The sequence below is a fragment of the Streptomyces sp. NPDC006544 genome (genome assembly GCF_040611715.1).
Lineage (GTDB): Bacteria > Actinomycetota > Actinomycetes > Streptomycetales > Streptomycetaceae > Streptomyces.
Map to the genome: position 1 here is coordinate 25,565 of NZ_JBEXOV010000052.1, position 21,729 is coordinate 47,293.

Below are 21,729 nucleotides of genomic sequence, written 5' to 3' on the forward strand. Positions count from 1 at the left end.
AAGGTCTCCGCATAATGGATGGATAGAACGGCGGATGGAAGGGGACATCTCGTGCCATCGGCTCGGCCGGGGGGCGAGAAGGCTCACGGCCCGTTCTGGTCCGAGCCGGGAACGCTGCTTGAGCATGTGCCCGTGGCCGTCTTCGGCATCGATGACGGCGACCTCGTCTGTTATTGGGGGCCTGGCGCGCGGGACCTCTTCGGGTACGACTCCACGGCCGTCCTGTCGAAGCCCGGCGCCGTTCTCTTCGCCAACGGGCACCAGAGCCCTTCCGATTCGTGCGCCCGGCTGACGGAGCGAGGCCGGACCCAGGGCTATTGGAGGGGCCGGCTGACGGCACGGCATCGTGACGGCACGGTCTTCGACTGCGGCTTCCGGGTCTTCTCCGTGACCGGAGCCGGAGGGCCTTCGGTGGTGATGATCCTGGCGAGCCGTAGCGACGAGCTCGATCGGGTCAAGACCAACCTCGCCTTCCTCGACGCCCTCTTCGAAACCTGCCCCATCGGCCTGGTCATGCTCGACCCGGACCTCCGGTACGTCCACCTCAACCAGGCGCTCGCCGACATGGACGGCCTTCCGATCGAGGCGCACCTCGGGCGGCGCATGGACGAAGTCATGATCATGTCCGACGGCGGCGAGTACCAGCGTATGCTCCGCGACGTCGCCCTCGGTGGCACGCCGGTCGTGGGGACGCTGGTGGGTATGCGCCCGCGGGGGCATCCGGACCGTGACCAAGTGCGGTCGGTGAGTTTCTTCCCCCTGAGTCAGGCGGTTGGCTCGCGCCCCGGAGTGGGTGGGCTGATGGTGGATGTGACGGACCGGGAGCAGGCCATCCTGGAAGCCACCGCCAGCCGTCGACGGCTGGCTCTGCTGGACGGGGCCTCCACGCGTATCGGGACCACCTTGGACGTGAACCTCACGGCCCAGGAGCTGGTCGACGCGTCGATGCCGGATTTCTGCGACGGCGCCGTGGTCGAAGTCGTGGAGTGGATGGACGAGGCAGAGGATTTTGACCCGGCGCGACCGCTGATCACCCGCCGGATCGCCTCCGGGACGATCCTCCCCCCTCCGGCCACCGAACTCGTGAGCGGGGTGGAGACGGTGCGGTATCCGCCCGGCTCCGTCATCCACGACATGCTGCGAACCGGCCGTGCGATCTCCGCCGTGGTGAACGAGGAGTTCATGGCCCGGACCGTCCTCATCGAGTCACGCGCTCGGCTCTTGGCCGAGAGCGGGGTGGCCTGCGTCCTCGTCGCCCCGCTCATTGCCAGGGGCACCGTTCAGGGAATCGCCATGTTCGGCCGGTCCGCGGGCCGGCCGGCCTTCACCAAGGACGATGTCATCCTTGCCGGTGAGCTCGCTTCACGTGCTGCGATCTGTTTGGACAACGCCCGCCTGTACAGCCGCGTCCAGGACATCGCCCTCACACTGCAGCGGGCGTTGCTGCCCAGTGCGCTGGCGACCAGCCCGTATGTGGACGTGGCCCACCGGTACGTGCCCGGCAGCCGGATCACCGAGGTGGGCGGCGACTGGTACGACGTGATCAATCTGCCGGACGGCCGGGTCGTGCTCGTGGTGGGCGACGTGATGGGCCACGGGGTGTCGGCCGCTGCGGCCATGGGCCGCCTCCGCATCACCACCAAGGCCCTGGCCAGGCACGACAGCGAGCCCGACGACCTCCTCACCGAGCTCGACGCGTGCGCCCAGGAGGCGGGCATCGAGCTGGCGACGTGCCTGTACATCGTCTACGACCCGAAGAGCGGACGCGCCCGCATCGCCAGCGCCGGCCACCCCCCGCCCCTGGTACTCCGGCCGAATGGCACAGTGGAGACCATCGACGACGTCCTGGGAGTCCCTCTCGGAGTCGGCGGCTGTCCTTTCCGGACGATCGAGATCGAACTCCCCGGGAACGCGATTCTTGCCCTGTATACCGACGGCCTCATCGAGACACGTGGCAGGGGCCTTGAGGTCGGCCTGCAAGCTTTGCGCGCCGAACTGGGCAGAGCCGCAGGCCCGTTGGAAGAAACCGCGGACCGCATCCTCGCGAGCCTGCTGCCCGCCCCTCCGGCCGACGACACGGTTCTCGTCCTCGCCCGCGTCCGTCGCGCCTCTTGAGGAGGCGTCTCGTGTGCGGGCCTGGAAGCGGGTCCGGCATCCGGTGGCCTTGGGCGGCCGGCCCCCTCGAGAGTGAGACGGCCGACCACCTCGGCTACGAGAAGGGCGACCGGGCCGGGATCGGGCAGGCAACTCCCGCAACGGCACCCGCCGCAAGCGGATCCTGACGGACGTGGGGGCGGTGGAGCTGGACATCTCCCGCGACCGCGCCCGCACCTTCAGCCCGCAGATCGTGCCCAAGCATCAGCGGCGGGCGGAGGGCTTCGACGAAGAACCGCGGGGTCCAGGAGGTGCTGATCGCCTGCTGCGACGGCTTGAAGGGCCTGCCCGACTCCATCGCTGCGATCTGGCCGCCGTCGGACGTCCAGCTCTGCGTGGTCCACATGGTCCGCAGTGTCCCCGGTGGCGGGTGGCGCCAGACCGCGACCGGGGCTGGGCAGCGGCGGCCCCAGTCGGCCTCGAACTCGGCGAACCGGCCCTCTGCCGTGTCGGCGGTCGCGGCGGTGTAGACCTGCCGGAGTTCCTTGGCGATCTGCGGCCAGTGCCACCGGCCGGACCCACAACTGGAAGGAAGCGAGGTCCTGGACGCTGTCAGCAGCGACGGGTCTGGTACGGCACGGGGGCGGGTACCGGTTCGGACGGGGTCGGGCAGCGGGTCAGGGCGAAGAGGAAGGTCAGCACGATTCCGCCTGCCACGACGAGGAGCGTGGTGCTGATCCCGTTGGCGGTGGCGATTCGAAGCTGTTCACCGGAGAGGCCGTCGAGGCCGGCAGTCGCTGCCAGAACGAGGACGGCGAGGCCGACGGCTGCGCCCGCGCCTGAGCCGGTGGAGGCAATGCCGGAGGCGATGCCTTGTTGTCGGTGGGGGATTCCGGTGGCGGCGGCGATGAACATGGTGGTGAAGACCACCCCGTCGCCGATGCTGAGCGCCCCGAGGCCGGGGAGGAGTTCGATGTATGTGCCGTCGGGCGAGATCGCGAGCCCGAGTGCGAGCGCACCCAGCGCGCCGACGGCGAGGGCTGCGGCCAGCGTGCGCCTGAGACCGAAGCTCGTAACGAGCTGGCCTGCGGTTGTCGAACCGGCGACCACCACTGCCGTGGGGATGAGGAAGCCGGCGCCGGTCCGCCCCCGCCAGCTCCAGCCGGGGAGCGCACTCCGGACTGACCCGGGCCCGGGCGCAGCGCCGCCAGGACCTCGCGATGACCGCCCGCACCGGCGTCTCGAGCCGCCCCTCCCGGGTGAACGCGGCGTGGGCCCGCCGCAGTTCCCGCGTCCGCTCGGCGGGATCGGCGCCGCCCGGCACAGCCACCGAAGGATCGTGCATGCCGCCGTCCCGTGCCGCCGCCGTGCCCCGGTGCCCGGGGCGCCCCCATCGTCGTCCCGCCGCGCGGCCCCGGCAAGCGGTACGTCGGCCAGTACGCGGACCGGCGCCGCCGAAACCCGGTCCGGCCGCGGGCGCGTGCCACCTGCCGCAGCGATCCGCCAACTGCCCTGATCCGAAGGGCACATCCGGCCGCAGGAGCTGCCGGGCCCCACGCACCGCTCTCAGGTGTCCGGGCGTCAGAGGTGCGGCCTCAGACGTCGTCCGGATCGAGCGAGACCAGCGCCGACGCGGGATCCGCGGACGACGGGCCCGCCGGGAGCCACTGGCCGGCCGTGCGGCGGTACGGCCACCAGCGCCCCTCCCGGCCCAGGCGCAGCTGGCGGTCGCCGCCCGCCTCCGTCCAGCGGGCCCGGCTCCGGCGCAGCACCGGAGCGGCGTCCGCGTCGGCCCCGGCCCCGGCGCCCGCGTCAGGCTCGCCCCCGGCGTCCGTGTCGGCCTCGGCCCCGCCGGTCTCCGACCCGTCCGTCGCCGGTTCGGCAGGCCAGGCCGACGCGAGCGCGGCGCGGGCCCTGGCGAGGGACGCCCGGTCCGGAGTCCAGTCCTGCTCCAGTACCGCGAGGGCCCCGGCTCCGCCGAAGCCCCAGGCGAGAACGGCCCGGTGCAGGTCGGCCCGGTTCCTGTCGGTAGCCGCCGCCAGACGGGACCGGACCCGAAGGTCGTGAGCCTCCGCCGTGAGACGTACGACGTCTTCGTCCCAGGTCGGCGGGGGCTGCGGGGACTGTTCCGCGTGGGCCGGAGCGAGAGCCTCCGCGAGCAGCCGGTACGCCTGCGTCGCCGCCGCCTGCGCGAGGAACTCCACCGCGTCGACGTCCACGCCCGGCGGCTCCGCCTCCGTGTCCAGCGCCGGGGGCCGGCCCGGGGCCTGCGGCGGTCGAGGCAGGGCGGGCAGTGGAGGCAGGGCGGCGAGGGCCTCGGCCGCGAAGGCCGCGGCCGCCGGAACGCCCTCGTCGGCCGGGTCCGCCGGGGGTTCCGCCTCCGACGTGCTGCGCTGCTCCAGCTCGTCGACGAGATCGGCCTCCGCGCGTCCGCGCAGCAGCAACAGCACGAACGGGTCCTGGTCCAGCAGCCGCGCCACCTGGTAGCAGAGCGCCGCCGTGTGCGCGCAGTGGTCCCACTCGTCGCAGTCGCAGCGCGGGTCGAGGTCGCCGATCCCGGGCAGCAGCTCCACCCCGGCCGCCGCCGCGTCCTGAGTCAGCTCCGGTGGCACCTCCCGGTCCAGCAGTGCCGCGATGTGCCCCGACTCGGCGGCCGCCAGCCCGAGCAGCCGGTCCCACTGGGCGTCCGTGAACTCCTGCACCAGCACGTCGGTCCGGTGAGCCGTCCCGTCCCGATCGCGTACCACCGCGGTCAGCCTGCCCGGGCGCACCGACACCGTCCCCACGGCGCCCGAACGCGCGTACTGGCGGCCCTGCTTGACCTGCTGCCTGTCGAGCGCGCTGTCCTCCAGGGCACGGAGCCAGGCGTGGCCCCACCAGGTCTGGGCGAAGCCGCGTCCGGCGGGCGGTGGCAGTGCGGGGAAGGTCTTCTCATGGGAGTCGTCCGGACCGTACCGGTCGTGCGCGGTCATCGAAGTCGCTCCTCGGTGGCGGTGGCGGTGGCGGTGGCGGTGGCCGTGGCGGTCGTTGTAGCCGGTGCCGGTGCCGGTGCCGGTGCCGGTGCCGGTGTCGCCGTGGTGGCCGTGACCGGGCGCAGCGCCACCAGTTCGGCCAGTTCGGCGTCGGTCAGTTCCGTCAGCGCGCCCTCGCCGCCCGCGAGTACGGCGTCCGCGAGCGCCCGTTTCCGTTCCAGCATGTCCGCGATCCTGTCTTCGATCGTGCCTTCGGCGATGATGCGGTGGACCTGGACGGGCTGGGTCTGGCCGATGCGGTAGGCGCGGTCGGTGGCCTGTTCCTCGACGGCCGGGTTCCACCAGCGGTCGTAGTGGATGACGTGGCCGGCCCGGGTCAGGTTCAGCCCGGTCCCCGCCGCCTTCAACGACAGCAGGAAGACGGGGGTCTCGCCGGCCTGGAAGCGGTCCACGAGCTCCTCGCGGCGTGCCACCGGCGTACCGCCGTGCAGCAGTTGGGAGCCGATGCCGCGTGCCGCGAGGTGCTTCTCGAGGATCCGGGCCATCGCCACGTACTGCGTGAAGACCAGCACCGAGCCGCCCTCGGCGGTGATCGTGTCGAGCAGTTCGTCGAGGAGTTCCAATTTGCCCGAGACCGGGCCGGTGTGCTCCCTGGCGCCACGCTCCTTCACGTACTGGGCGGGGTGGTTGCAGATCTGCTTGAGCGAGGTCAGCAGCTTCATCACGAGGCCGCGCCGCTCCATCCCGTCCGCCCCAGAGATCGCGGCGAGCGTCTCGCGCACGACCGCCTCGTACAGAGCGGCCTGCTCAGGGGTGAGGGAGACGGTGTGGTCGGTCTCGGTCTTCGGCGGGAGCTCGGGCGCGATCCCGGGATCGGACTTCTTGCGGCGGAGCAGGAACGGCCGTACGAGCGCCCCGAGCCGCGCCGCGGCCTGCGGATCGCGGCCGCTCTCGACGGGCTCGGCGTAGCGCGTGCGGAAGGTGCCGAGGCGGCCGAGGAGGCCGGGCGTGGTCCAGTCGAGGAGCGCCCACAGCTCGGACAGGTTGTTCTCGACGGGTGTGCCGGTGAGGGCCACACGAGCGGTCGACGGAATGGTGCGCAGCGCCCTGGCGGTCGAGGAGTGCGGGTTCTTGACGTGCTGGGCCTCGTCGGCGACGACCATGTCCCAGGGGACGGCGGCGAGTCGGGGCGCGTCCAGGCGCATCGTGCCGTACGTGGTGAGGACGAATCCTCCGTCCTCGGCGGCGAGGTGGTCCAGGCTGCGGCCGGTCCCGTGGAAGCGGCGTACGGGTGTGCCGGGCGCGAACTTCTCGATCTCGCGCTGCCAGTTGCCCAGGAGCGAGGCCGGGCAGACGACGAGCGTGGGGGCGCTCTCGAGCCGCTGCTCCCGCCGCTGTTCCTGCCGGTGGAGGTGCAGGGCGATCAGGGTGACGGTCTTGCCCAGGCCCATGTCGTCGGCGAGGCAGGCGCCGAGACCGAGCCCGGTCATCCGGGCGAGCCAGCGCAGGCCGCGGAGCTGGTAGTCGCGCAGGGTGGCCCGGAGGGCGGCCGGTGCCTGGAGGCCCGCGGAACCCGCCGGATCGTCCGGAGTCCCCGGAGTCCCCGGATGCTCCGGATCGGCGGCGAGGAGCGCGCGGAGACTCTCCAGTGGTCCGGTGGCCTCTACGTCGTACCGCGCGCCGTCGAGCTCCGCCGAGCCGGTCAGTACGGCGGCCAGCGCGTCGGAGGCCGTCACGTGGAGGTCGCGGCGGGCGTGGGCGCGGGCCCGGCGCGCCTCGGCCGGGTCGATGAGGACCCACTGGTCGCGCAGCCGGACCAGGGGCCGCTTCGCCTCGGCCAGCCGGTCCAGTTCGCCGGGGGTCAGGTCGCCCTGGCCGCCGAGGGCGTAGCGCCAGGCGAGGGGGTGCGAGGAGGCGGGGGAGAGCAGACCGGGCAGGGCGGAGCCGACGGCTCCGCCCGTCGCTTCGGCGGGACGGCCCACGACGGCGCGGACGGTGAGCGTACGGGCGAGCCCGCGCGGCCAGTGCACCTGGACCCCGTCGGCGGCCAGGGCCCGGGAGGCCTCGCCGAGCAGCTCCGCCACCTCTTCGTCGGCGAGGTCCACGGAATCGGGGACGGCCGAGCCGAGCAGCGGCGTGAGCGGCGGCCAGAGGCGGGCGGCCCGGCGCAGGGCCCGGAGGGCGTCCAGACGGGCCCTGGGCGGGAAGGCGGCCGCGGCCGGGCCGGACCCGGCCCAGACGTCGGCGGCGTCCGCGACGAGGGCGGTGTCGGCCGGACCGTGCATCTGCAGGACGGCCCGGAATCCGGAGGCCTCGGTCCCGGGCCGGTCCAGCTCGATCCGGAGCGAGACCCGCACACCGGCGTCGTGCCCGGCGGCGACCTCGGCGGCCCAGTCCCGCAACTCGGGGTGGGGCAGGGGTGCGAGGGCGGCGTAGGCGGACCCTCCGGCGGCCGTGGACGCGGCGGGGGACCGGGGCAGGGAGTCGGCGACGGCGTCGAGGAAGGCGCGCAGCAGCGGCTCCGGCGCGGGAAGCCGCAGCATGCCGTCGCCGAGCGGGACGCAGTGCGCGGTGGGCGGCATGGCGGCCGCCAGCTCCCGGACCTCTTCCAGATCGGCGGCGTCCAGGGGCCCGAGTCGCCAGGCGTCGTACCCGGCGGGGCTCAGTCCGGGGAGCAGCAGGCCGCGCGCGACGAGGCGGAGGGCCAGCAGGGCGGCCGCCCCCCAGAAGGGCGCGGCGCCGGCCGAGGCGGCGGCCCGGACCCGGGTGAGGAGCGGGAGGGCTTGGGCGACGGGCAGGACGAGCGCGGTCGCCGTGGCGAGCCGCAGGCCGGGGGTGACATAGGCGAGTTCCTCGACGGTGGCGCCGGCGAGGAGCTCACCGGTGCCGCTCAGGGCGCCCGGGCGGCGAGGACCGGACCCCGGCGCGAGCGGCTCCGGCACGGGTGGCTCGAGCGTGAGGGGCTCCAGCGGGGGCGATCCCGGTGGGGGCGACCCCAAGGGGGGAGATCCCGGTGCCGGCAAGCCGGCGCCGGGCTGCCAGAAGGCGATCCGGCCGTCGCGGGCCGGTTCGCCGGGCAGGAAGGTGGTGGTGCAGTGGATGAGGCCGGAGATCTCGGAGAGCACGGATTCCTCAAACTTGACTACTGGTGCGGTGAGTGGCCGAGGGTAACCCATGCGGACCGCCCGTCGGCCGCGGTGGGGCCGTGACCCGGGTCACTTCGAAGGTGGCCCGTGGGGTGGGCGACCGGACACGCGGTCCGGGAACGCGGAAGCCGGGGCGTGCGTTGAGGGGGTAGTGGCCGACGGAGAAAGAGGTGTCCGCAGATGTCCACAAGCGGAAAGGTCGCGGTTGCCGGGGTCGTGGCAGCCATCGTGCTCTTCTGGGCGGTCGGTTTCTGGGCGGGACTCCTGGTCCTGATCGGTGTGCCGACGGCCGCCTACCTGCTGCTGGACTCCTCGCAGCGTCGTAGGCTGCGGGGCGTGTCGAGGAAGCGGATCGGCCGCTGACGGCGGCAGAGGGAGCGTTCATGAGCCTGCCGGGGACGGCGCGGGTCGCGGCGGTCAGCAGCAACGGTGTCTACTCGTTCACCAAGCCGACGCGGGAGAGCATCACGCTCCTCGAAGGGCTCGGAGTCGACGGCGACGTCCACGCGGGCGTCACGGTCAAGCACCGTTCCCGCATGGCCCAGGACCCGACACAGCCGAACCTGCGGCAGGTGCACTTGATCCACCGGGAGCTGTTCGACGAGGTGGGTGCCGCCGGGTACGCGGTGGAGCCGGGTCAGCTCGGGGAGAACGTCACGACGCAGGGCGTGGACCTCCTGGGTCTGCCGACCGGGACCCTGCTGCGGCTCGGCCCGGACGCGGTGGTCGAGGTGACCGGCCTGCGCAATCCGTGCCGGCAGATCGACGCCTTCCAGCACGGACTGCTCAAGCAGGTGGTGCGACGGGACGAGGCGGGCCATCTGCTCCGCAAGGCCGGAATCATGGGCGTGGTCCGCCGGGGCGGCACCATCCGCCCGGGCGACACCATCGAGATCACGCTCCCGCCGCTCCCGTACATCCCGCTCGAACGCGTCTGACGGGGCGCGCGCGCCGCGGGTGGCCGAGCGAGGACGCCGGCGTCCTTGACGCCGTCGCGCACGCCAAGGCCCACCGGACCCTGGCCCGTGACTACATCCCGGACCGTGACGACCAGGGCCGGCCCGTCAGTATCCCTTCGCCACGCAGAACTGGCAGAAGGTGATCCGGGGCCGCCGCAGGCCGGGTGCTTCCTGCGCCGGCACGTCGAGGCGATGGTGTTCTGCTACCCCGCCGACGGGCCGCGGACCGGCGACGCCGCGGTGCGCGGCTCGCAGGAGTACGCCGACTGGTCCGAGCAGCTGCTGCCGCGGGACGCGGTGGAGGAGAACCTCGACGTCGACTTCGCGTTCCAGGAATGCGTGCCGCAGGCCCCCGGCTGAGCCGGGCTCAGACATCCCGTCGCCGCACGACCGTCACAGCGACGGCGGCGGAGACGAGGGCCCAGGCCGCGAGTGCGATCCAGGAGCCGGTGATCGTGGCCGGATGTTCGCCCAGGCTGGTGTTGCCGTCGGGGTTCAGCGACAGCCGGGCCTGCGCGGCCAGCGGCAGGTGGTTGCCGATCTCCTTCAAGAGCCGGTACCTCTCGCCACCGAAGAGCATGGGCAGGATGAAGAGCATCCCCACGACGGCGACGATCGAGGCCGTGGCGTGTCTCAGGACGGCGCCGAGCGCCATGCCGATGAGCGCGCAGACCGGGATGACCAGCGCGTAGGCCGTGACGGCCCGCAGACAGCCGGCGTCGTGGAGGGAGAGTCCGACGTGGCGGGAGGCGAGCATCGCGTTGGTGGTGAAGAACGACGTCACGGAGACGATCACACCAAGGACGAGCGTGATCGCCGTGACGACGGCCACCTTGGCCGTGATGACCGCGCGCCGGTCGGGGGTGGCGGCGAGCGTGGTGCGGATCATTCCGGTGGCGTACTCGCCGAAGACCGTGATGGCGCCGAAACTGGCCGCGGCCAGTGCCATGACGTCGGCGGCGATGCTGCCCAGGCCGTGGAACAGCGGATCGTACGCGTAGGGCGGGAGGCCGGGTAGCGGGGGATGCGGCTGGTCGATGTACGTCAGGTCGGAGTGGACGGCGTTCACGTTGATCGCGATGGCGACGACGGCGCTGAGGGCGAGCACCCAATAGGTCGACCGTAGGGACCGCATCTTGATCCACTCAGCGGAAAGCAGGTCGACGAACCTGGCCACCGGTTCGGCGGCGTTCTCGGACGGCCGGGTGCCGGAGGACATCATGGTGCTCATCGGGCTTCTCCTGCGAGGTATTCGACGCTGTCGGCGGTGAGGGACATGAACGCCGACTCCAGGGACGAGGTGTGGGTGGCGAGCTCGTGCAGCACGATGCGGTGCCGGTGGGCGAGGTCGCCGATCCGGGCTGCCGTCAGGCCGGTGACCCGGCCCGCCTGGTCGCTCTCGCGGCGCACCGAGGCGCCCTCGGCGATCAGTACGGCCTCCAGGGCCGCCAGGTCGGGCGTGTGCACGGTCACGCCCAGGGAGGCGTTGCGGGCTGAGAAGTCCTCCAGGCTCTCGTCGGCGATCAGCCGGCCCTGGCCGATGACGATGAGCCGGTCGGCGGTGTGCTCCATCTCGGCCATCATGTGACTTGAGACGAACACGGTGCGGCCCTCGGACGCCAGACGGCGGAACAGACCGCGCACCCACAGCACGCCCTCGGGGTCCAGACCGTTCAGGGGCTCGTCGAACAGCAGCACCGGCGGATCGCCGAGCAGGGCGCCCGCGATGCCGAGACGCTGCTTCATTCCGAGGGAGAACCCTCCGATCCGGCGCCGCGCCGCCTTGGCCAGCCCGACCTCCTGGAGGACCTCGTCCACGCGGGCCAGCGGGATGCGGTTGCTGCGGGCCAGGGCGGACAGGTGCGCCTGTGCGCTGCGTCCGCCGTGGACATCCTGGGCGTCCAACAGCGCACCGACGTGACGCAGTCCGCGCGGGCGGTGCGAGAAGGGAACCCCGTCCACGGTGACGGACCCACTGGTGGGGGCGTTCAGGCCCAGGATCATCCGCAGTGTGGTGGACTTGCCTGCGCCGTTCGGTCCGAGGAAGCCGGTGACCTTGCCCGGTTCCACAGTGAAGGTCAGGTCGTCGACGGCGAGAGTCTCGCCGTACCGCTTGGTCAGCCGGGTGGATTCGATCATGGGTCCACGCTGCCGGGGAGGACAAGGATCCGGCATCGGCCGGTGGTTCACACGTGTGAGCCCTGCTGGTGGCCCGGGGGATTACGCCCGTGGGCCAATGCCCCGGCGGGAGCGCGTCGATAGGATCGACTGATGATCGCCACTTCCCCTCCACCCCTGCTCAAACGCGTGCCGCCGGGTGTGTGGGTGGCGGCCTTCTGGTCCGCCCTCATCCTGGTACGCACGCTCCAGCGGCCCGACGAACTGCCGCGTCTGCTCCGGTACAACGGCAACATCGAGGACGCACCGCTCCTGGTCACCGCCGTCGTCACGACCCTGGGCGCAGCGCTCCTGTTCCGCGCGCCACTGGCGGCCGTGGCCATCGCGCTCGCGGGCACCGTGTTCTCGCTGGGGATGCCGGTGCGGGCGACGCCGGTCGTGCTCTTCCTGCTGGCCGATGCGGCCGTGGGCTACACCGCGGCGACCCGCTCACGGCGGGTCTCGGTCCTCGCCGCAGCGCTCCCGGTCGGCGTGCTGGCCGTGTACACGGTCTGGCGTCTGGGACGCGGGTACTTCTTCAACTTCTCGGTGCCGGCCGCCCTCGCGTCGACCGTCGTCATCGCCTGGCTGATCGGCAACACGATCCATCAGGACCGGGCACACGCGGACACGGTGCGCGCCCAGGCCACGCAGCAGGCGGTCACGGCCGAGCGGCTGCGGATCGCCCGGGAGCTGCACGACATGGTCGCCCACAACATCGGCATCATCGCCATCCAGGCCGGCGTGGGCAGCCTGGTCATGGACACCCAGCCCGCCGAGACGCGCAACGCGCTGGATGCCATCGAGGCCACCAGCAGAGAGACCCTCGCCGGTCTGCGGCGGATGCTCGGCGCACTGCGCCGCGGTGACCCGGAGTCCGCGCCGCTGGATCCGCTCCCTGGTCTGGCCGCCATAGGTCAGCTGGTCGGGAAGACCGCGGCCGCCGGGGTACGGGTCGACGTCCGGTGGCGGGGGGAACGTCGCGACCTGCCCTCCGACGTCGACCTGGCGGCCTTCCGCATCGTCCAGGAGGCGGTCACCAACGTCGTGCGGCATTCCGGCACCCGGGACTGCAGCGTCACGGTCGACTACCGCCCTGACGAACTGGCCGTCGACATCGTCGACCTCGGCTCGGGCGGCACCGTCGCAGAATCTGGATACGGCATCGCCGGAATGCGCGAACGGGTCAGTCTGCTGCACGGCGAGTTCAGCGCCGGCCCGCGTCCGGAAGGCGGCTTCCGCGTGGCAGCTCGGCTTCCGGTGCCCGTGGGGGCAGGCCGATGATCCGTGTCGTTCTGGTCGACGACCAGCCCCTGATCCGTTCCGGCCTGCGCGTCCTCATCGCCGACACCCCCGACCTGGAGGTGGTAGGGGAGGCGGGGAACGGTGCCGAGGCGGTGGAACTGGTCCAACGGCTGCGGCCGGACGTCGCCATCATGGACATCCGCATGCCCGGCATGGACGGCATCGAGGCCACCCGCCGGGTCAACGCCGATCCGGAGTCGACGACCCGCGTCCTCGTCCTCACCACTTTCGACGACGACGAATACGTCTATGGAGCGCTCCGCGCCGGAGCGAGCGGCTTCCTCGTCAAGGACATGCCGCTGAAGACCATCCTCGACGGGATCAGGGTCGTCGCCGCCGGAGATGCCCTCATAGCTCCGAGCGTCACCCGCCGTCTCATCGAGGAGTTCGCGGCACGGCCCGAACCCGCCGCCCCTACCCGCCGGGCGGTGGTCGACGGCATCACCGACCGGGAACGCGAGGTCCTGACCCTCGTCGGCCGCGGCCTGTCCAACGCCGAGATCGCCGAAGAGCTCACCATCAGCGTGGCCACCGCCAAAGCCCACCTCGCACGGCTCTTCACCAAGCTCGACGCACGCGACCGGGTCCACCTCGTCATCCTCGCCTACGAGACCGGCCTGGTCGCGCCCCCAGGGTGAGGTTCACCGGCGGAGCACGCCCCTTGAAGCTCCTCGGGGTGAGCCCCGGCGCGCTCCACAACCACGTCCCGGACCTGCGGGAGCTGAGGGCCGGCCGCATTCCGGCCCAGCTCGAAGCGGGCAGCCGGTCATCCCGGCGAGCACGACGTCGTGAGGGCCGTCGCGCCGTCGCGCCCCTCGGTCTCAGGCCGGCCGCACCGCGACGCGGTCCAGTCCCTCCAGCAGGTCCGAGAGTTCGGGGAGGTCGCCGTCCCCCTCGTGGGGCACCGCCAGCACCTCGCCCGGTTCCTCGTTCAGCAGGACGAAGGCCGCCCCGCCCGTCCGGGCCACCAGCGACCACCCGGGCCCGTCGACCCGCAGCGTCCGCGCGTCGTCGCCCGCGAAGGAGGACCGTACCCGACCGGGCGGCGGCGGGCTCTGCGTGTACCCCAGGGCCTCCTTCAGCGCCCGTGCCAGCCCCGGGTGCGCGGCCGCCGCGACCCCGCCGTCCGCCGCCACGCGCTCGCTCCAGGCGGTCCACTCCCGGGCGATCTGGTCGGCTCCCATCCGCCGCTGCACCGACCCCCAGGCCTCGGCGGACGGCGGCGCCAGCGGCACCCGTCCGGTGCCGTCCGCGCCCTGTTCCGGATCGTGCGGCTCCGGTATCCCCGCCGCCGCCACCGAGAGCTCCAGCGGCCAGCCCGCGAGGGAGACCACGATGGACCGTTCGTCGGGGGACAGGTCGTACTCCATCCCGCAGTCCCACGAGGCGATGGCCATGGCCACGAGCGAGACGTCGTCGACCACGACCGTCCAGCGCGCACCCTCCTCGTCCTGCCCGAGCACCAGCCCGTATCCGGGTGCCGCGGAGGGCACGCCCAGGAGGGAGCACGCTTCTGGGAAGTCGTCCCCCAGGATGCTCGGGAACTGCGCGGGGGTCAGCAGCACGGCGGTCAGCACGTACAGCGACCCGCCGTCCTCCTCGTCGGACACGTGGCCTCCCGGTAGCTCTCTTGTGGGCGCACCCTAACCAGCCGGTAACCGCCACGTCGAGAGCCCACGGGAGGCGATTTCCAAGCCCGCTACCTGTACGCAGAGTTGGCCGCCCGCCACAGAGGGGGACCCCGGAGCGGCACGACGGCCGGCTTGGTGCCCTCAGCTGACGCCACGGCCGCACCTACGGCCGGCGCCCGCCGACCCGCCCCGCCATGAGCTCCGCGCCGGTGCGAACCGCTACGCGACCTGGGGCGCCGCCTGGGCGCCACGGGCATCCCGGACATCCCGGACTCCTGCGAGGAGTTCGAGGCCACCCTGAACGCCCAGGGGGAGAGCCGTTCCGGCTGGGACGCCACCTCGCGCCCGGCAGAACCCGAGGCGAGGGCCGGCCCGGGGCTACGGCGCCGGTGAGCTCGGCGCGTTCCCCGTGCCCGGCTCCGGCGGCCGCCCCGTGCCGCGTCCCCGGCGCCCGGCCGGAGCGCAGGCTCGGCCTCCGGCCCGATCCGGCTCGCTCCGCGGACCCCGGGCGAGGAGGCGACGTACGGAACCGGTTTTCAGCCGGTGCGGACCGCGAGCGCGAGGAAGCGGGTCTCCTCGTCGGCGTACGAGGTCATCCGCCAGCCCGAACCGGCCAGCAGCGGGCCGAGGTTGTGCTCGGCCCGCAGATCGTCCGGCGTCAGCTCGCGGCCGTGGCGCGCCGCGAGCGCCGCTCGCCCGATCGGGTGGAACAGCGCGAGCCGGCCGCCGGGGCGGACCGCGCGGGCGAGTTCGCGCAGATTCGTCGTGGGATCCGGCAGGTGGGCGATGAGTCCGGCGGCGAACACGGCGTCCAGCACCCCGTCGCGCAGCGGCAGCCGCGCCACGTCCGCGAGCAGCAGCGCACCCTCGGCGTCGCGGCCGGCGTCCCGCGCGGCGGCCAGCATCTGCGGGGTCACGTCGGCGCCGATCACCGTTCCCGCAGGGCCGACGGCCGCGCGCAGCACGGTCAGCGCCCGCCCGGTGCCGCAGCCGGCGTCGAGGACCCGGTCCCCGGGCCGCAGCGCGAACTCGGCCACGGCGGTCCGGAAGGCCGGTCCGTCCCCGGGGAACTTGCGGTCCCAGTCGGCCGCGCGGACCCCGAAGAACTCCTGGACCTCGCGCGGGTCCTGCGGGCGGTCGGGTGTGCGACCCGGTGCACGGCCCGGCGTGCGGTCTTCGCTCATGTGCCCATGATCCCCCACTCCGGCGAAGGCATGTGCCTGCGGAACGTGTACAAGGTGGCACGCGGTGTGATCGAAGATGCGCGCACGTCTGTCATATTCCAGCAGTTCCAGTGCCTTTCGAAATGCGCCCCGTGTTCGTGCCCTCACCCGGACTAGCGTCCCGTGGCCATGGGACACCTGGACCACGCCGCCTATGGCTGGCTTACCCCCGCGCTGTCGTACGCGATGGCTTCGATCGGCGCCGCCCTCGGGCTGCGGTGCACCGTCCGCGCGCTCGCCGCGACCACCGGAGCCTCCCGCCGCAACTGGCTCCTCACGGCCGCCTCCGCCATCGGTACCGGCATCTGGACGATGCACTTCGTCGCGGTGCTCGGCTTCCACGTCACCGGAACCGAGATCCGCTACGACGTGCCGCTGACCCTCCTCGGACTCCTCGTCGCCGTCGTCGTGGTCGGCGCCGGCGTGTTCGCCGTCGGCTACGGCAAGGACCGCGGCCGGTCCCTCGTCCTCGGCGGCCTCACCACCGGCCTCGGCGTCGCGAGCATGCACTACCTCGGCATGGCGGCCCTGCGCCTGCACGGCTCGGTCTCCTACGCGCCGCTGATGGTCGGGCTCTCGATCGCCATCGCGGTGGTCGCCGCCACGGCCGCCCTGTGGGCGGCCCTCAACATCAAGTCCCCGGTAGCCGTCGCGGTCGCCTCGCTCATCATGGGAGCCGCCGTCACGAGCATGCACTACACCGGAATGCTCGCCGTCGCCGTCGACGTCAACCCCTCGGACGAGGCCTTGCCGGGGGCGACCGCCCTGCAGTTCATCTTCCCCCTCGCCGTCGGTCTCGGTTCCTACCTCTTCATCACCGCCGCCTTCGTCGCGCTCTCGCCGACCGCCGATGAGCGGGCGGCGTCCGCCGCGGCGTCCGCCGGCCGGCGCCTGGGCGGACGGGACGCGCCCGCTCCCGTCCGCTGATCCGGCAGCCGCTCCGCCGCCCTCCGCTCCGCCGCCCTCCGCCCCTCGGGCCCTCCGCCCACGGTCCTCGCGTGGCCCGGCGCCCTCACCCCCGTACCTGCGCCCGCCACAGCCCGCAGACCTTGCCGTCACAGCCGCCACTGTCACCGCCGCCGTCACGTATGCCACGTACGCCACGTACGCACCGCCCGGAACGAGGAGCCCATGCGCAGACCCCGCAGATCACCGGAAGCAGCGGCGCCGCGGTCGCCCGCGCCTGCGGGCGGCCCCGGCAAGGGAACGGGCCGCAGGGCCCACGCCGGGCCGCCGGCCGAGGAGTCGGCGGAACACGAGGGCGCGGGCGCCGCCCCGGGCGGGCCCGGAAGGGGTGACGGGGGCGGCGGCAGGAGCGGGGGCGGCGGCGGCGGCCGGGGGCGGCGTCCGCGGCTGCGACCCGCCACGGTCCGCGCCAAGATCGTTTCTCTGCTCATGGTGCCGGTGGTCTCCCTGCTCGCCCTCTGGGGCTTCGCCACCGTCGACGCGGCCCAGGACATCGCCCGCCTCAGCCGGGCCCAGCGGGTCGACCGCGAGCTCAGGACCCCGGTCGCGGCGGCCGTCGCCGAGCTGCAGGCCGAACGGCGCACGGCCGTGCGCCTGCTGGCCGATCCCGCCGCCGCGGGTCAGGCCACGGCCGCCCAGGCATCCGGCCGGGCCGACGCGCTGGACCAGCAGGCACGCCGCACCGACAGCGCCGTCCGGGCCCTGCGTCTCGGAGACCGCAACACCGTGGCCGACTCCGGCGACTACCGCACGGACATCGTCGTCCGGCTCCGCACCTTCGTCGCCGCCGCCGAGGCGCTCGGCGGGGCGCGCGAGGACGTCACCGAGCACCGCGCGACTGCGGACGCCGCCTACGAGACGTACACCCGCGTGATCGACTCCGCTCTGGAGGTGGGCGGCGCCCTCTCCGGAGGCGGCCGGGACGCGGAACTCGGCCCCGACGCCCGGGTCCTGCTGGAGTTCGCGCGGGCGGCGGAACAGCTTTCGCGGGAAGACGCGCTGCTGGCCGCGCCGGGTCCGCGCAGCGCCGAAACGCTTCGCCGCCTGGCCGGGGCCGTCGAGACCCGCCGGGTCCTGACCACGGCCGCCGCCCGGGACCTCCCCGAGGCGCAGCAGAACGCCTGGCAGTCGGTGGCCAAGAGCGCCGCCTATGCCGAACTCACCGGGGCCGAGGACCAGGCGCTGGCCGCCCCGGCGGGCTCGGCGGGCTCGGCGGGCGGCGCGGGCGCCGGCGCCGCCAAGGACCCCCGCCCCGCCGGGGCGCCCGTCGGCTGGGACGCCGCGTACACCTCCGTCTCCGGCTCCATGCGGGAGATCGGCGACGCCGCCCACTCGGCCTCCGCCGGCCGCTCCGACCCGTTCGGCGAGGGAGCGCTCAGCCCCGCCGGCATCGCCGTGGTGCTGGGCCTGGCCGCCGTGGCCGCCTCGCTCGTCATCTCGGTCCGCATCGGGCGGGCCCTGGTGGTCGAACTGGTCTCGCTGCGCAACACCGCCTTGGAGATCGCGCACCGCAAACTCCCGCACGCCATGGAACGGTTGCGGGCCGGCCAGGACATCGACGTGTCCGCTGAGACCCCGCACGGCCCCGCCGCCGAGGACGAGATCGCCCAGGTCGGAGAGGCACTGGACACCGTGCACCGGGCCGCGCTGAGCGCCGCCGTCGAACGCGCCGAACTCGCCAGCGGCGTGAGCGGGGTCTTCGTCAACCTCGCCCGGCGCAGCCAGGTCCTGGTGCACAAGCAGCTCACCCTGCTCGACTCGATGGAGCGGCGCGCCGACGACCCGAGCGAGCTCGGCGACCTCTTCCGCCTCGACCACCTCACCACCCGGATGCGGCGGCACGCGGAGAGCCTGATCATCCTGTCGGGTGCGGCTCCGGGACGTGCCTGGCGGACAGCGATCCCGCTGACGAACGTCGTACGCGCCGCCGTCTCCGAGATCGAGGACTACCCGCGCGTGGAGGTGCGCCAGCTCGCCGAGGCGGCCGTCATCGGCGGCGCCGTCGCCGACCTCACCCACCTGCTCGCGGAACTCATCGAGAACGCCACCCAGTTCTCCCCGCCCCACACCAAGGTCCGCGTCAGCGGGGAACCCGTCGGCGCCGGGTACGTCCTGGAGGTCGAGGACCGGGGGCTCGGCATGGGCCGCGAGTCCCTCCACGAGGCCAACCGCCGCATCGAGCAGTCCGAGGCGCTCGACCTCTTCGACAGCGACCGGCTCGGGCTCTTCGTGGTCAGCCGCCTCTCGGCCCGCCACGGTGTGAAGGTACACCTCCGCATGTCACCGTACGGTGGCACCACGGCGGTCGTGCTCCTCCCGAACTCCCTGCTCCAGGGCGCCATCACGGCCGCCACCCCGCAACCGGCGGACCGCGGGGAGCGGCGTTCCAGGGCCCCGGTGCCAGAACCGGCGCACGAGTCGGCTGCCGATCCGTCCTCCGAGCGCTCGCCGGCCATGAGCGTCGTACGGGACGACGTGCGCGGGATCCCGGCCCCGGGCCGGAGCGGCCCGAACCGAATCTTCGACCGCACCTCCGACCGCATCTCCGGCCCCAGCTCCGTCCGGACCCCGGACCGGAGCCTCGACGGGAGGCCGGACAGCACTCCCCACGGCACCGCGGACAGCGCCTCCCACCGCGCCCCGGACCGAGGCCCCGGCCGGGTCCCGGACGGGGCCTGCGAGCGGGACCCGGGCCGTGATTCCGACGGGAGCCCCGTACGGGGGGAGCCCCGTCCTTCCCCGGTGGCCTCGCTGCGGCCGCGCGGCTCCGAGGGCGCGTCTCCCCGTACGCCGTCCGCCCCGGCAGTGGCCGCGGCTCGAGGCACGGCCGGTCACGGGGCGACGGGTCAGGGCGCGGCCGGTCCGGGGGCCGGCTCCGGGGGCAGCCCGGCGGCCTCGGTGACCGAACTCCCGCGCCGGGTCCGGCAGGCCAGCCTCGTCCCGCAGCTGCGCGAGGCCCCCGAGCCCAGGGAGCCGGCCGGCGGACACGGCCCCCAGGACCCGCCGGGGCGCAGCCCCGAGCAGGCGCGCGAGCGGATGGCGGCGTACCGGGACGGCTGGATGCGCGGCAGCCGGGAGGGCGCGCGGCCGGGTACCCGGCCGGGAATCCACGAGAACTCCCTTCACGCAGGCAGCGAAGGCGCCGGCGAAGGCGAAGGCGAAGGAGCACGGTGATGATCGAACATCAGAGAATCGACCTCGACGGGATCCGCGGGTCCGGCGAACTTGACTGGCTGCTGGACGACCTCGTGGTCCGGGTCCGCGAGGTCCGGCACGTGGTGGTCCTGTCCAACGACGGCCTGGCCGTGGGCGCCTCGAGCGCGCTCAGCCGGGAGGACGCCGAACACCTGGCGGCCGTGGCCTCGGGATTCCACAGCCTGGCCAAGGGCGCGGGCCGGCACTTCCGCGCGGGAGGCGTGCGCCAGACGATGGTGGAGATGGACGAGGGCTTCCTCTTCGTCGCGGCCGCCGGAGACGGCTCCTGCCTGGCCGTCCTCAGCGGGGCGGGCGCCGACATGGGGCTGATCGCGTACGAGATGGCCCGGCTGGTCAAGCGGGTCGGAGAGCACCTGTACACACCGCCCCGGTTCTCGGCGCGCCCGCCGGCCGCGGGTTGAAGGCGGCGGCACCGAGCATGAACGACCAGTGGTACGACGCCGACGCGGGCCCGCTCGTCCGTCCGTACGCCATGACCGGCGGGCGTACGAAGCCCGGACCCCACGGCGTCCGGTTCGACCTGATCGCGCTGGTGGTCGTCGAGCCGGCGGGGACGGACGAGGCGGCCGAATCGCTGCTGGGTCCCGAACACCGGGCACTGCTCGGCCTGTGCCGGGACGAGACCCAGTCGGTGGCGGAGCTCGCGGCGGAAGCGGACCTGCCCGTGGGCGTGGTACGGGTGCTGCTCGGGGACCTGTTGGAGGCCGGGCACGTCAAGGTCAGCCGGCCGGTGCCGCCCGCACAGCTGCCGGACGAGCGGATTCTGCGTGAAGTCATCGAGGGATTGCGAGCGCTGTGATGGGACTGCAGGACAACGGGACCGCGGGTTCCGGAAGGCCCGGCGGGCCGGCTCCGGCCCCGGGTGGCGACGCCGGCGCGAGCGGAGAAGAGAACGGTGAACTGGCTCCGCTCGCACTGAAGATACTCGTGGCGGGCGGCTTCGGCGTGGGCAAGACCACCCTGGTCGGCTCGGTCAGCGAGATCCGGCCGCTGCGGACGGAGGAGCAGCTCAGCGAGGCGGGCGAGCTGGTCGACGACACGGGCGGGGTCGACCAGAAGACGACGACGACCGTGGCCATGGACTTCGGGCGGATCACCATCCGGTCGGGGCTGTCCCTGTACCTGTTCGGGACGCCGGGGCAGGACCGGTTCTGGTTCCTGTGGGACGAGTTGTCGCAAGGGGCGCTGGGCGCGGTGGTGCTGGCCGACACGCGCAGGCTGGAGGACTGCTTTCCGGCGGTGGACTACTTCGAGCACCGGCGGATTCCGTTCGTGGTCGCCGTCAACTGCTTCGCGAACGCCCGCCGTCATGCCTCGAACGAGGTGGCGCGGGCACTGGACCTCGACCAGGGGACGCCGGTGGTGCTGTGTGACGCGCGGGACAGGGATTCGGGCAAGGAAGTACTGATCCGGCTGGTGGAGTACGCGGGGCGGGTGCACACCGCCCGGCTGCTGGACTCGGTGGAACCGCAGGCCGATTCGGTGTGAACCGGCCTGCGGTCGACCGTCGTCGGCCGGGGTCACGCCCCGGTCCTCGGACGGGGAGCGGTCAGTCGGCCACTCCGGCCGCGGAGATGACCTTGTCGATGGAGACGCGGACGAGGAGCTCTCCGGGAACGGCGTTGCGCCGGCCGAAGGCCTCGCCGTGTTCGGCTCCCATGTAGCGGGCACCGATCCTGGACGCCCAGGGGAGCATGTCGTCCAGGTCCTCGCTGATGTCGGCGCGGCCCTGGAGGATCACGTAGGAGAACGGGGGCCGGTCGTCGTCGACGCAGAGCGCGACCCGGCCGTCGCGGGCCAGATTGCGCCCCTTGACGGTGTCCTTGCCGGTGTTGAACACGAAGGAGTCGCCGTCGAGAACGAACCAGATGGGAGCGATGTGGGGGCTTCCGTCCTCACGGACGGTGGACAGCTTTCCGGTGCGGGTGGAGTGGGAGACGAATGCCCGCCATTCCTCTTGAGTCATCTTCTTCACCATGGGTCCATCCTCCTTGCCGGAAAGCCCCTGGTGGGGAAGGCTGGCGGCACGAGTACGCGGGGCGGGGCGCGGCTGTGACGGC

At 73.3% G+C, this 21,729-nt stretch carries 19 protein-coding genes and 1 pseudogene; 12 read left to right on the forward strand and 8 right to left on the reverse strand.

The genetic code is table 11. From position 1 onward, the window contains the following. The first annotated feature begins 18 nt into the window (after positions 1 to 18). Both ABZY44_RS23080 and ABZY44_RS23085 read left to right on the forward strand, forming a co-directional pair. Positions 19 to 2,115 carry a SpoIIE family protein phosphatase gene (locus ABZY44_RS23080; RefSeq protein WP_356656735.1) on the forward strand — a complete coding sequence of 699 codons (2,097 nt, stop codon included), beginning with the start codon at positions 19 to 21 and terminating at the stop codon, positions 2,113 to 2,115. A gap of 65 nt (positions 2,116 to 2,180) precedes the next feature. Beyond that, a pseudogene (locus ABZY44_RS23085) lies at positions 2,181 to 2,510 on the forward strand (transposase); the annotation flags it as partial. A 196-nt stretch (positions 2,511 to 2,706) separates the two neighbouring features. Here the strand turns inward: ABZY44_RS23085 and ABZY44_RS23090 are convergent. The 3 genes from ABZY44_RS23090 to ABZY44_RS23100 all read right to left on the reverse strand — a co-directional run bounded on the left by ABZY44_RS23090 (position 2,707) and on the right by ABZY44_RS23100 (position 8,191). Continuing rightward, entirely contained in the window at positions 2,707 to 3,207 is a 501-nt protein-coding gene (locus ABZY44_RS23090) for a hypothetical protein (protein WP_356656737.1), read from the reverse strand. 482 nt (positions 3,208 to 3,689) lie between these two features. Continuing rightward, on the reverse strand, positions 3,690 to 5,066 hold the full coding sequence (locus ABZY44_RS23095) for an SWF or SNF family helicase (protein WP_356656739.1): 1,377 nt from the start codon (positions 5,064 to 5,066) through the stop codon (positions 3,690 to 3,692). Continuing rightward, positions 5,063 to 8,191 carry a DEAD/DEAH box helicase gene (locus tag ABZY44_RS23100; protein WP_356656741.1) on the reverse strand — a complete coding sequence of 1,043 codons (3,129 nt, stop codon included), beginning with the start codon at positions 8,189 to 8,191 and terminating at the stop codon, positions 5,063 to 5,065. Before ABZY44_RS23100 ends, ABZY44_RS23095 begins: the two co-directional genes overlap by 4 nt. 201 nt (positions 8,192 to 8,392) lie before the next feature. Between ABZY44_RS23100 and ABZY44_RS23105 the strand changes: the two genes are divergently transcribed. The 3 genes from ABZY44_RS23105 to ABZY44_RS23115 all read left to right on the forward strand — a co-directional run bounded on the left by ABZY44_RS23105 (position 8,393) and on the right by ABZY44_RS23115 (position 9,531). Then, the gene (locus ABZY44_RS23105; protein WP_356656743.1) at positions 8,393 to 8,575 is read left to right on the forward strand and encodes a hypothetical protein; all 183 of its coding nucleotides are present in this window, start codon (positions 8,393 to 8,395) and stop codon (positions 8,573 to 8,575) included. 20 nt (positions 8,576 to 8,595) lie between these two features. Next, entirely contained in the window at positions 8,596 to 9,150 is a 555-nt protein-coding gene (locus ABZY44_RS23110) for an MOSC domain-containing protein (RefSeq protein WP_356656745.1), read from the forward strand. Positions 9,151 to 9,255: 105 nt separating this feature from the next. After that, positions 9,256 to 9,531: a hypothetical protein gene (locus tag ABZY44_RS23115; RefSeq protein WP_356656747.1), complete on the forward strand. Its 276-nt coding sequence runs from the start codon at positions 9,256 to 9,258 to the stop codon at positions 9,529 to 9,531. Positions 9,532 to 9,538: 7 nt separating this feature from the next. Here the strand turns inward: ABZY44_RS23115 and ABZY44_RS23120 are convergent, their stop codons facing one another. Both ABZY44_RS23120 and ABZY44_RS23125 read right to left on the reverse strand, forming a co-directional pair. Next, complete coding sequence (locus ABZY44_RS23120) at positions 9,539 to 10,402, reverse strand: ABC transporter permease subunit (RefSeq protein ID WP_356656749.1); 864 nt, start codon at positions 10,400 to 10,402, stop codon at positions 9,539 to 9,541. Further along, the gene (locus ABZY44_RS23125; RefSeq protein ID WP_356656750.1) at positions 10,399 to 11,310 is read right to left on the reverse strand and encodes an ATP-binding cassette domain-containing protein; all 912 of its coding nucleotides are present in this window, start codon (positions 11,308 to 11,310) and stop codon (positions 10,399 to 10,401) included. The genes ABZY44_RS23120 and ABZY44_RS23125 overlap by 4 nt, the downstream gene beginning before the upstream one ends. Positions 11,311 to 11,442: 132 nt before the next feature. Between ABZY44_RS23125 and ABZY44_RS23130 the strand changes: the two genes are divergently transcribed. Together ABZY44_RS23130 and ABZY44_RS23135 are read left to right on the forward strand one after the other, a co-directional pair. Continuing rightward, complete coding sequence (locus ABZY44_RS23130) at positions 11,443 to 12,612, forward strand: histidine kinase (protein WP_356656752.1); 1,170 nt, start codon at positions 11,443 to 11,445, stop codon at positions 12,610 to 12,612. Continuing rightward, positions 12,609 to 13,271, forward strand: a complete 663-nt coding sequence (locus tag ABZY44_RS23135; protein WP_356656754.1) for a response regulator transcription factor — start codon at positions 12,609 to 12,611, stop codon at positions 13,269 to 13,271. Before ABZY44_RS23130 ends, ABZY44_RS23135 begins: the two co-directional genes overlap by 4 nt. 183 nt (positions 13,272 to 13,454) lie before the next feature. Here ABZY44_RS23135 and ABZY44_RS23140 read toward each other — a convergent pair whose 3' ends face one another. After that, positions 13,455 to 14,243, reverse strand: coding sequence for a hypothetical protein (locus ABZY44_RS23140; protein ID WP_356656756.1), 789 nt, complete (start codon positions 14,241 to 14,243; stop codon positions 13,455 to 13,457). Positions 14,244 to 14,800: 557 nt separating this feature from the next. Then, positions 14,801 to 15,448, reverse strand: coding sequence for a methyltransferase domain-containing protein (locus tag ABZY44_RS23145; RefSeq protein ID WP_356656757.1), 648 nt, complete (start codon positions 15,446 to 15,448; stop codon positions 14,801 to 14,803). A gap of 168 nt (positions 15,449 to 15,616) precedes the next feature. On the opposite strand from ABZY44_RS23145, the gene ABZY44_RS23150 reads away from it, so the two are divergent. The 5 genes from ABZY44_RS23150 to ABZY44_RS23170 all read left to right on the forward strand — a co-directional run bounded on the left by ABZY44_RS23150 (position 15,617) and on the right by ABZY44_RS23170 (position 21,157). Then, positions 15,617 to 16,414 (forward strand): MHYT domain-containing protein, encoded by a 798-nt coding sequence (locus ABZY44_RS23150; RefSeq protein ID WP_356656759.1) that lies wholly within the window; start codon positions 15,617 to 15,619, stop codon positions 16,412 to 16,414. Positions 16,415 to 16,618: 204 nt separating this feature from the next. Continuing rightward, positions 16,619 to 19,627, forward strand: coding sequence for a nitrate- and nitrite sensing domain-containing protein (locus ABZY44_RS23155; RefSeq protein ID WP_356656761.1), 3,009 nt, complete (start codon positions 16,619 to 16,621; stop codon positions 19,625 to 19,627). Further along, a complete protein-coding gene (locus ABZY44_RS23160; RefSeq protein WP_356656763.1) occupies positions 19,627 to 20,070 on the forward strand; it encodes a roadblock/LC7 domain-containing protein in 444 nt (147 codons plus the stop codon). Before ABZY44_RS23155 ends, ABZY44_RS23160 begins: the two co-directional genes overlap by 1 nt. Positions 20,071 to 20,087: 17 nt before the next feature. Beyond that, a complete protein-coding gene (locus tag ABZY44_RS23165) occupies positions 20,088 to 20,468 on the forward strand; it encodes a DUF742 domain-containing protein (RefSeq protein ID WP_356656765.1) in 381 nt (126 codons plus the stop codon). Between the two features lie 101 nt (positions 20,469 to 20,569). Beyond that, positions 20,570 to 21,157, forward strand: a complete 588-nt coding sequence (locus ABZY44_RS23170) for an ATP/GTP-binding protein (protein WP_356656787.1) — start codon at positions 20,570 to 20,572, stop codon at positions 21,155 to 21,157. 61 nt (positions 21,158 to 21,218) lie between these two features. On the opposite strand, the gene ABZY44_RS23175 is transcribed toward ABZY44_RS23170, so the two are convergent. Beyond that, complete coding sequence (locus ABZY44_RS23175) at positions 21,219 to 21,647, reverse strand: PPOX class F420-dependent oxidoreductase (protein WP_356656767.1); 429 nt, start codon at positions 21,645 to 21,647, stop codon at positions 21,219 to 21,221. Between the last annotated feature and the right edge of the window lie 82 nt (positions 21,648 to 21,729).